Raw genomic sequence first — 9,024 nt, forward strand, 5'->3', positions numbered from 1 at the left:
GGTGGCGGGCTCGGCATCGCCGGCCTCGGCGTCGGCGCCGTCGACGCCGCCCGCGCCCTCCGCACCGGGAACGACGATGTCGGGACGGGTCGTCCGCGCCTTCTCCCCGGGCTCGGGGCCATCGGCGTCGCGGCCCCTGACCAGTTCGACGTCGGTGGGCAGCAGCGCGGGCGCCGGGCCGGGCTCGGGCAGCGGGTCGAGCGGAGGGGACGGCTCGCGCTCGTACTCCTCCGCGTAGTCGACGTCGTAGTCCTGCTCGTCGTCGGCTTCGCCGAAGCCCTCGCGCGCCACGCCGTAGCCCTCGGACGCAACGCCGTAGCCCTCGGACGCCACGCCGTAGCCCTCACGCGCGGCGGCGCGCGCCCCCGCGTAGTCGTCCTCGCGGGTCACCTCACGGCCCTGCGCGTACTCGTCTTCGTCATCGTGCCCGCGCGCGCCCGCGTAGTCGTCCTCGCGGGTCACGTCGTGCCGGGACACCGGCTCGTCATCGTGGTCGAGGTCGGGCCGGTGGCCCTGCGGCATCTCGTATCCGTGGTCGCGTGCCACCTCGTACTCGTGGACGGTGGCGTGGTCGAACTCGTGCTCGGGTTCGGACGAGGCGACGGGCAGCAGGTCCAGCGGGCGGGGGCGCGGCTCGTACCCGCGCTCCTCCTCGTAGGAGTGCTCCTCGGCCGCCGGCGCCTCCAGCGCGGCGGGCGGCTCCAGGGCCGGGAGCACCTTGACGTGGCCGCGCTGCGCCTCGACAGGCCCGGGCTCGTCCGCGGCGGGACGGGACACCCGGACCTGCTTGATCATCGTCAGCCACAGCCAGACCGCGATCACCAGCATCACGTGCGGCGCCACGGCCACGCCCGCGCGGACGGAGTCGCGCGGCAGCGAGTCGAACCCCCACACGGCGTGCTGGACGGCGGCAGCGGCGGCCCCGGCCACCAGGAGCAGCAGCAGCGCCCAGCGCAGGAGCCTGCTCCACCAGCGGGCGTTCCGCGCGACCAGCAACGCGAGGATCGTCATGGCGGTGAGCGCGTCGGCCATCACCGGATAGACCGGCGCCCACCGGCGGCTCGCCCGTCCGGCCAGCGCGAGCTCGCGCAGGACGGGATAGGTCAGCACGTAGGCGCCGGCCGCCAGCGCGACGACGACGAGGCCGGCGGTCGCGGTGAGCAGCCGCCGCTGGGCAGGGCTGTAGCGGGGGCCGCCGGGGCGCGTGGGATCAGATGGCATGGCTCTCGTTCCGGGGTGAACGCCTTGCGGGGTGGGCCTTCAAGGCGACCCTAGCCAGCCCGGACGCCGCTCACCCGCATCTTCGCCGCGATGATCCAGGACGGCGCACCTTAAGCCCCGAGAAGCCCGCTATGCGGCCGCGATGCGGCGGGAAGATCAGGAGGTGGGAACGACCAGGGCGGTGGCCATGGCGGCCAGCCCCTCACCGCGGCCGGTCATGCCGAGGCCGTCCGTGGTGGTGGCGGAGACGCTCACGGGGGCGCCGCCCAGCGCCTCGCCGAGGACCTTCTCCGCTTCGGCGCGGCGCTTGCCGATCTTGGGCCGGTTGCCGACGACCTGGACGGCGACGTTCCCGATGGCGAAGCCGGCGTCGGCGGCCAGGCGGGCGACCTCGCGCAGCAGGTCGACTCCGGGCGCCCCGGCCCAGCGCGGGTCGGCGGTGCCGAAGACGGCACCGAGATCACCGAGACCGCAGGCCGACAGCAGGGCGTCGCACGCGGCGTGCGCGGCGACGTCGCCGTCGGAGTGCCCGGCCAGGCCGTGGCCCTCTCCGGGCCATTCGAGCCCCGCGACCCAGAGGGGGCGCGGCTCCGACGAGAACGGGTGGACGTCGGTACCGACGCCCACCCGTGGAATCCGCGCGTTCAACTCAGCTGGCCAGGACCTCGTCGAGCAGGGCCTCGGCCTTGTCCTCGTTGGTCTTCTCGGCGAGCGCGAGCTCGCTGACCAGGATCTGGCGCGCCTTGGCGAGCATGCGCTTCTCGCCCGCCGACAGGCCGCGCTCCTTGTCGCGCCGCCAGAGGTCGCGGACGACCTCGGCGACCTTGTTCACGTCGCCGGAGGCGAGCTTCTCGAGATTCGCCTTGTACCGGCGCGACCAGTTGGTGGGCTCCTCGGTGTAGGGTGCGCGGAGCACCTCGAACACCTTCTCCAGACCCTCCTGGCCGACGACGTCCCGGACGCCCACGTCCTCGACGTTCTCGACCGGAACCTGCACTGTCAGGTCGCCCTTGTCGACCTTCAAGACCAGATAGGTCTTTTCCTCACCTTTGATGGTGCGAGTCTCGATGGCCTCGATCCGAGCAGCCCCATGGTGGGGGTAGACGACGGTGTCGCCGACCTGGAAAGTCATGTGACAAGTACCCCTTCCGCTAGGACCAGGGTAGCACGGAAACCAGCGTGGCTGAACCGGCCTTCCCGACATATCCGCAGGTCAAGCCGCATATTGGGGTATTGACAAAGCTCTTTAATGGTGCATCACGCACCTGTTCCCCGCACTCAGCGTGACCGGAGCACCACCAGTCTCCCCCCGGAACGCCCTTACCGCCAACCCCCCTCGCGATACAAGCGTCCCCGCTGCCGATCGGGCGGACGCGCCCCATACTGGAGGTGAACATGCCGCCCCGGGCGGGTACGAAGCGGCCGGAAGGGACCGAAACGGGCAGTGGCGGACGGCGAGGCGGTGCCGGCGAGCGACGGCGAGGGAGGTGCGGCGTGAGGCCCGACGGCGACCCCGACCCCGATGACTACGGGCTCCCGCACGTCGACGTCGTCGTGCCCGATGACGCCCGCGAGCTGGACCGCGACGTGCTCGCCTACCGCCGCGAGGAGCGCCGCCGCCGGCGCCGCAGGCGGCTGCGCCGGGTCGCCCGCCCGGTCACCCGGTTCGGCGTCGCCATCCCGATCATCGCCGGGGCGCTGCTGGTCGCGCTGATCAGCGGGGCGCTGATGACGGCGTTCGGGCCGCGCCCGGCGCCGCGTCCGAAGGGCGTCGCGCTGGCCCCGAGCCCGGCCGCCGCGCCGGGCGAGATCGGCGGGCTGCTGCCGGCCGGGGCAGTGGACGTGGTGAACCGCGACAAGAACACCAGGGACCTGCGCGACCTGCGGCCCGCGGTGTTCGGCATCGTGCCGCCGGGCGCGGAGTGCCCGGGCGTCGTCGCCGCGCTGGCGGGCAGCGCGCACGAGTACGGGGTCCGGTTCATGCTGGTCGCCGATCCGCGGCCGGCGTCGGGGCGGCAGCCGGTCCCGCTCAAGGACATCAAGGCGTGCGCGGGTACGGCCCACGACGGCACGGCGGAGATCCTGGAGGACTCGAAGGCCCTGCTGGCGGGCGCCTACGCCCCGGCGCCGGCGGCGGGGTCCGCGCTCACCGCCGTGTTCGTCCAGCCGGACGGCGTCGTCAAGAACGTCGTGGCGGGCGCGACCCCCGGCCCGGATCTCGCGCAGAAGGTCAAATCGCTGAGATACGGCTGACATTTTCCGTCCGTGTCGCCACCCCGGATCAGGGTTCGGGCAGGGACCTCGCTACGCTTCCCCTGGCGTATCTCACGCCACCTGGAACCTTCAACACCCCTTTTTTTCGCGAGGAGACCGACGCCGTGATCCGAAACAGCCGTCGAGTGGTCGCGCTCGCCGTCGCGGGCGCCGTCGCGATCGCACCGGTGATCTCCGGCTGCGGCGCCGGCGAGGAACCTCAGACCTCCGCTCCCACCCAGCTGACGGAAGGCGTCAACACGTCCGTCCCGTCGAACAAGCCGGCGGCGGCGCAGATCGACGTGCGCAACCTGTTCGTGCTGGGGCCGAAGCCGGGCCAGACGCTGCCGGCGGGCGGCGCCGCGCCGCTGTACGCGACGATCGTCAACCAGGTGAAGGGCCGCCCGGACAAGCTGATCTCGGTGAGCTCGCCGGCCTTCTCGCAGGTGAAGCTGCAGGGCGGCGGCGTCGTGATCCCGGCCGCCGCACCGTCCGGTGTGGGCGGCGCGGTCAAGCTGATCGGGCAGACGATCGCTCCGGCGGCGCCCGCGAGCACGAGCCCGTCGCCGAAGAAGGGCAAGAAGTCGCCGGGCGCCACCGAGACCCCGGGCGCGACCGGCACCCCCGTCACGCCGAGCCCGACGGGCGCGGGCCAGGTGCCGAGCGGCAACCCGTCGCAGACGTCCAGCACCACGCCGTCGGCGCCGCCGCAGGGCGCCAGCGTGCCGTCGCCGGCCACCGGCACGGGCCCGCTGGTCGTGCTGACCGGCGCGGCGCAGCAGCTGGTCGGCGGCGAGCAGATCATGGTGACGCTGCGGTTCGAGCAGGCCGGCTCCGTGCAGGTCCAGGTGCCGGTGATCCCGCAGCAGGGCGAGTACGAGACCTACCCGGCCGCGCCGGGGACCGAGGCGACGCCGACCGGCGGCGCGTCCCCGGCCCCGACGGTGTCCGGCGGTTCCGGCACGGGCGGCGCCTCGCCGACGCCCGCCGGCTCGGCCACCCCGACGCCCGCCGGTTCGGCCACCCCGTAAGACCCTGGCCCCAGCCAAATTCCCGGCCTCGAACGACGGAACGGCCCGTACGGCACTCGCCGTACGGGCCGTTCTCGTTCCGATCAGGGCTCGAACTTGTAGCCCAGGCCGCGGACGGTGACGATGTAGCGCGGCGAGGACGGGGTCGCCTCGATCTTGGCGCGCAGGCGCTTGATGTGGACGTCCAGGGTCTTGGTGTCGCCGACGTAGTCGGCGCCCCAGACGCGGTCGATCAGCTGCATGCGGGTCAGGACGCGGCCCGCGTTGCGGAGCAGCACCTCCAGCAGCTCGAACTCCTTCAGAGGGAGCTGGACCGGGGCGCCGGCGACGCTGACCACGTGCCGTTCCACGTCCATCCGGACCGGCCCGGCCTCCAGGGTGGCCGGGGCCAGTTCCTCGACCTCGCCCTGGCGGCGCAGCACCGCGCGCATGCGGGCGATCAGCTCGCGGGTGGAGAACGGCTTGGTGACGTAGTCGTCGGCGCCGAGCTCCAGGCCGACGACCTTGTCGACCTCGCTGTCCTTGGCGGTGAGCATGATCACCGGCACGCTGGACCTGGTGCGCAGCTCCCGGCAGACCTCGGTGCCCGGGAGGCCGGGCAGCATCAGGTCGAGCAGCACGAGGTCGGCACCGTTGCGCTCGAAGATGTCCAGTGCGTCGGGCCCGGTGGCCGCGACCGCGACCTCGAAGCCCTCCTTGCGCAGGTTGTACGACAGTGCGTCGCTGAACGACTCCTCGTCTTCAACGACGAGCACGCGGGTCACGGTGTTGCCTCCCGGGCGGTTTCCATAGCTGCCCTCTCGACGGGCCTGACTGCGGGGACGGGCGGGTCGAGGAGCGGGAGCCGGAGCGTGAACGTCGATCCGGACCCCTCCTTGCTCCATACCGTCACCTCGCCGCCGTGCTTGGTGGTGACGTGCTTGACGATGGCCAGGCCGAGGCCGGTGCCGCCGGTCTGGCGCGAGCGGGCCGGGTCGACCCGGTAGAACCGCTCGAAGATCCGCTCGATCTCCGCCTCCGGGATGCCGATGCCCTGGTCGGTGACGTTGATCTCGACGTACCGGTCGTCGCACCGGCGGGCGGACACGACGACCCGGGTGTGCTCGGGGCTGTAGGCGACGGCGTTGTCGATCAGGTTGCGCAGCGCGGTGATCAGCAGTTCCTCGTCGCCGCGCACCCGCAGGCCCTCCTGCCCGCCGGCGGCCAGCTCGATGTCCTTGCTGGACGCCTTGATCGAGCAGCGGTCGATGGCCTCGGCGGTGATCTCGTCGAGCCGGACGGGCCGCAGCTCGGGCAGCGGCTCGTCGCCCTGGATGCGGGACAGGGTCATCAGGTCCTGGACGAGGTTGGTCAGCCGGACCGACTCGTACTGCATGCGCCCGGCGAAGCGGCGGACGGCCTCGGGGTCGTCGGCGGCGCCCTCGACGGTCTCGGCGAGCAGCGAGAGGGCGCCGACGGGGGTCTTCAGCTCGTGGCTGACGTTGGCGACGAAGTCGCGGCGGATGGCCTCGGTGCGGCGCATCTCGGTGAGGTCCTCGGCGAGGACGAGGACGAGGCCGTGGGAGCCGAGCGGCGCGACGCGGACCGCGAACCAGCGCCCTTCGGCGCGGCCGCGGCGGCGGGTCTCGCCGACCTGGATCTCCGTCTCGCGGATCTCGCCGTCGCGGCGGACGAGCCGGGCCATCACGAGCAGCTCGTCGATGACGAGGCGCTCTCCGCTGACCATGCCGAACGCGCGGGCGGCCGAGCTGGCCCGCAGCACCCGGTCTTCGGCGTCCAGCACGACGGCCGAGGACCGCAGGACGCTGAGCACCGAGGCGACCCCCGGTGGGACGCCTCCGGCAGGCGCCGCCAGGGACGCCGTCCGCTGGGCTCGCTCGCTCACGCGCACCGCCAATCCAGTCGCGAGCCCGATCGCGAGCCCGGCAAGCCCGGTCAGGCTCGCGACGATTTCGACCTCCACACCACGGATCGTAAGCGGCGTTTCGAGGCCCGCCGCCCGGCGGGCCGCCGGAACGGCGTCTCGTTCCCCGAAAGTTCACCTTCTTATACGCGAGGGTTCACGCTGGTCGGGCAGGCTGTTGCGTGGGCGAGTCCGCCCAGAATGACCGTCTTTCGCCCCCTTTGCCCCGAGGAATCCCAATTGCGTGACGCGTATCACGAGGAGCTCGACTCCCTCTCCGACAAGCTGGTGGAGATGACCCGCCTCGTCCGCTCCGCGATGGCGCGCGCGGTCACCGCGCTGCTGGACGCGGACCTGCGGCTGTCGGAGGAGGTCATCAGCGGGGACGAGCACGTGAACAAGATCGACGCGGAGATCGAGGAGACGGTCTTCGACCTGATGGCCCGGCAGCAGCCGGTCGCCGGCGACCTGCGCACCCTGATCACCGCGCTGCGGATGAGCGGCGACCTGGAGCGGATGGGCGACCTCGCGGTGCACATCGCCAAGACCGCCCGCCGCCGCCACCCCGAGACGGCGGTCCCGCCCGAGCTGCAGGCCACCGTGCTGGAGATGGGCCAGATCGCCGAGCGGATGATCGCCAAGACGGGCAGCGTGATCGCGTCGCAGGACGTCGAGATGGGCCTGGAGCTCGACGCCGACGACGACCAGATGGACCGCCTGCACCGCCGCCTGTTCGACATCCTGCTGTCCCCGAAGTGGAAGCACGGCGTCGAGCCCGCCGTCGACATCACGCTCGCCGGGCGCTACTTCGAGCGCTTCGCCGACCACGCCGTCCACGTCGCGGAGAACGTCGTCTACCTGGTCACCGGGCAGCGCCCCGCGGAGATCACCGACCTCCCCTGACCCTGGCGGCGCGCTCTCGCCCGCGCCGCGGCGCGCGGCGGCTCAGACGGCGGGCTGGGCGACGAGGGCGGCGTTGGCGAGCGCCCTGATGCCCCGCTTCAGGTCCTGCGGCGCGACGTCGCCGATCAGGAGCCGCTGCAGCAGGTATCCGGGCATGATCGCGAAGAGGGTCTTGCTCGCGGCCTCGACGTCGGTCCCGGCCGGCAGCCGCCCCTCGCCGACGAGCCGCCGCAGGTAGGCGCCCCAGATCTCGCGCAGCCCGGCGAACGACCGGGTGAGGTGGTCGGCGAGGTCCGGGTCGTACATGGCGAGGGCCCAGGCCTGCGGGGCGAGCCGCACCGGCCCGTCCTCGCCGGACAGGCCGGTGAGCTTCTCGGCGATCGCCTCGAGGATCTCGTCGAGCGGGAGCAGCCGGTCGCCGGTGGTGAGGTCGACCAGGAACGCCTGGAGGTCGCCGACCACGGCCATGAGGTTGGCGGCGACGATCTCGTTCTTGCTCTTGAAGTACCGGTAGACGGCCCCGGCCGACAGCCCGGACTCGGCGAAGATGTCCTGCATGGACGTCTCGTGGACGCCCTTGCGGACGAAGCACCGGCGCGCGGCGTCCAGGATCTGGCGGCGGCGGCGTTCGAGGTGCTCCTCGCTGACTCGCGGCATGGCGCCAATCTAAAACGAACGTTCGTTTCTTGACAAGCCGGACGGAGCGGTGCGACGCTTTCCGGGAGCTAAAAAGAACGGACATTCGCTTTTCTTGAGGAGCGGGCATGAAGTCCTCCCCCGCCGTGCGGGCCCTGGGCGTCGCCGCCGGCGCCGCACTGCTGCAGCTCATCATGATCACCGCGTTCGCGTGGCCGGCCGCCCACCTCGCGCCCCGCCGCGTCCCCATCGTCATCGCCGGTCCCGCGGCCGGACCGGTCGCCGAGCGCCTGGCGGACGCCCGGCCCGGCGCCTTCGCCATCTCGACCCGCCCGGACGAGGCGTCGGCGCGCAAGGCCCTCACCGACCGCGACGCCTACGGCGCGATCATCGCCACGCCGTCCGGGACGCAGGTGCTCACCGCCTCCGCGGCCTCCCCGGCGGTCGCGCAGCAGCTCGACGCGCTGGCCCAGCGGTTCGCCCCGAAGCGGGACGCGGCGGCGGGGGCGGTGCCCGCCGTCCGGGACGTCGTCGCCGCCGACCCCGACGACCCGCGCGGCACCGGGTTCGGCGGCATGGCGCTCCCGCTGATCATGTCGTCGATCGCCGCGGCCGCGCTGCTGACCTTCACGGTCCGCCGGGTGTCCTGGCGGTCCGCCGGGGTGCTGCTGTTCGCGCTGCTCGGCGGGCTCGGCTCGGCGGCGCTCGCGCAGTCCTGGATGTCGCTGCTGCCCGGCCCCTACCTCGCCATCGCCGGCGTCATGGCGGTCACCATCGCCGCCGTCACCGGCACCGTCGCCGGGCTGGCGTCCCTCGGACGGGCCGGGCTCGGCGTCGGCGCCTTCGTCTTCCTGCTGGTCGGCAACCCGCTGTCCGCCGCGACCTCGGCCCCCGAGCTGCTGCCCCGGCCGTGGGGCGAGATCGGCCAGTACCTCCCGCCCGGCGCGAGCGCGACCCTGCTGCGCTCGGCGGCCTTCTTCGACGGCGCCGGCGCCGCCCGCCCGATCGCGGTGCTCGCCGGCTGGACGGTCCTCGGGGCGGCCCTCCTCGCGCTCGGCGCCCGGCGCGGCCGCGCCG

10 protein-coding genes are annotated in these 9,024 nt (G+C 73.1%); 4 read left to right on the top strand and 6 right to left on the bottom strand.

The genetic code is table 11. From position 1 onward, the window contains the following. From ABZ914_RS40185 to ABZ914_RS40195, 3 genes are all read right to left on the bottom strand, one after another. A partial coding sequence (locus tag ABZ914_RS40185) for a DUF2637 domain-containing protein (protein ID WP_500199811.1) occupies positions 1–1,221 on the bottom strand: 1,221 nt, incomplete at its 3' end. 156 nt (positions 1,222–1,377) lie between these two features. Continuing rightward, on the bottom strand, positions 1,378–1,848 hold the full coding sequence (gene ispF / locus ABZ914_RS40190; RefSeq protein WP_500199812.1) for a 2-C-methyl-D-erythritol 2,4-cyclodiphosphate synthase: 471 nt from the start codon (positions 1,846–1,848) through the stop codon (positions 1,378–1,380). Between the two features lie 22 nt (positions 1,849–1,870). Further along, the gene (locus tag ABZ914_RS40195) at positions 1,871–2,353 is read right to left on the bottom strand and encodes a CarD family transcriptional regulator (protein WP_067459337.1); all 483 of its coding nucleotides are present in this window, start codon (positions 2,351–2,353) and stop codon (positions 1,871–1,873) included. Between the two features lie 362 nt (positions 2,354–2,715). On the opposite strand from ABZ914_RS40195, the gene ABZ914_RS40200 reads away from it, so the two are divergent. Then, positions 2,716–3,474 (top strand): hypothetical protein, encoded by a 759-nt coding sequence (locus ABZ914_RS40200; protein WP_500199815.1) that lies wholly within the window; start codon positions 2,716–2,718, stop codon positions 3,472–3,474. A 125-nt stretch (positions 3,475–3,599) separates the two neighbouring features. Next, positions 3,600–4,505: a hypothetical protein gene (locus tag ABZ914_RS40205; protein ID WP_500199817.1), complete on the top strand. Its 906-nt coding sequence runs from the start codon at positions 3,600–3,602 to the stop codon at positions 4,503–4,505. Between the two features lie 83 nt (positions 4,506–4,588). On the opposite strand, the gene ABZ914_RS40210 is transcribed toward ABZ914_RS40205, so the two are convergent. Then, positions 4,589–5,260 (bottom strand): winged helix-turn-helix domain-containing protein, encoded by a 672-nt coding sequence (locus ABZ914_RS40210; RefSeq protein ID WP_500199818.1) that lies wholly within the window; start codon positions 5,258–5,260, stop codon positions 4,589–4,591. 5 nt (positions 5,261–5,265) lie between these two features. Beyond that, complete coding sequence (locus ABZ914_RS40215) at positions 5,266–6,468, bottom strand: sensor histidine kinase (protein WP_500199820.1); 1,203 nt, start codon at positions 6,466–6,468, stop codon at positions 5,266–5,268. A gap of 180 nt (positions 6,469–6,648) precedes the next feature. On the opposite strand from ABZ914_RS40215, the gene phoU reads away from it, so the two are divergent. Beyond that, complete coding sequence (gene phoU / locus ABZ914_RS40220) at positions 6,649–7,311, top strand: phosphate signaling complex protein PhoU (RefSeq protein ID WP_500199821.1); 663 nt, start codon at positions 6,649–6,651, stop codon at positions 7,309–7,311. A 42-nt stretch (positions 7,312–7,353) separates the two neighbouring features. On the opposite strand, the gene ABZ914_RS40225 is transcribed toward phoU, so the two are convergent. Continuing rightward, the gene (locus ABZ914_RS40225; RefSeq protein ID WP_500199823.1) at positions 7,354–7,968 is read right to left on the bottom strand and encodes a TetR/AcrR family transcriptional regulator; all 615 of its coding nucleotides are present in this window, start codon (positions 7,966–7,968) and stop codon (positions 7,354–7,356) included. Between the two features lie 107 nt (positions 7,969–8,075). Here ABZ914_RS40225 and ABZ914_RS40230 point away from each other — a divergent pair. After that, a partial coding sequence (locus ABZ914_RS40230; RefSeq protein ID WP_500199824.1) for a hypothetical protein occupies positions 8,076–9,024 on the top strand: 949 nt, incomplete at its 3' end.

The sequence above is a fragment of the Spirillospora sp. NPDC046719 genome (assembly GCF_040645715.1).
In the GTDB taxonomy this organism is placed as follows: Bacteria; Actinomycetota; Actinomycetes; order Streptosporangiales; family Streptosporangiaceae; genus Spirillospora.

Bases quoted from the DNA above. Each gene is read 5' to 3' on its own strand.
- ABZ914_RS40195 (WP_067459337.1), bottom strand. From the start codon at position 2,353: ATGACTTTCCAGGTCGGCGACACCGTCGTCTACCCCCACCATGGGGCT.
- ABZ914_RS40225 (WP_500199823.1), bottom strand. From the start codon at position 7,968: ATGCCGCGAGTCAGCGAGGAGCACCTCGAACGCCGCCGCCGCCAGATC.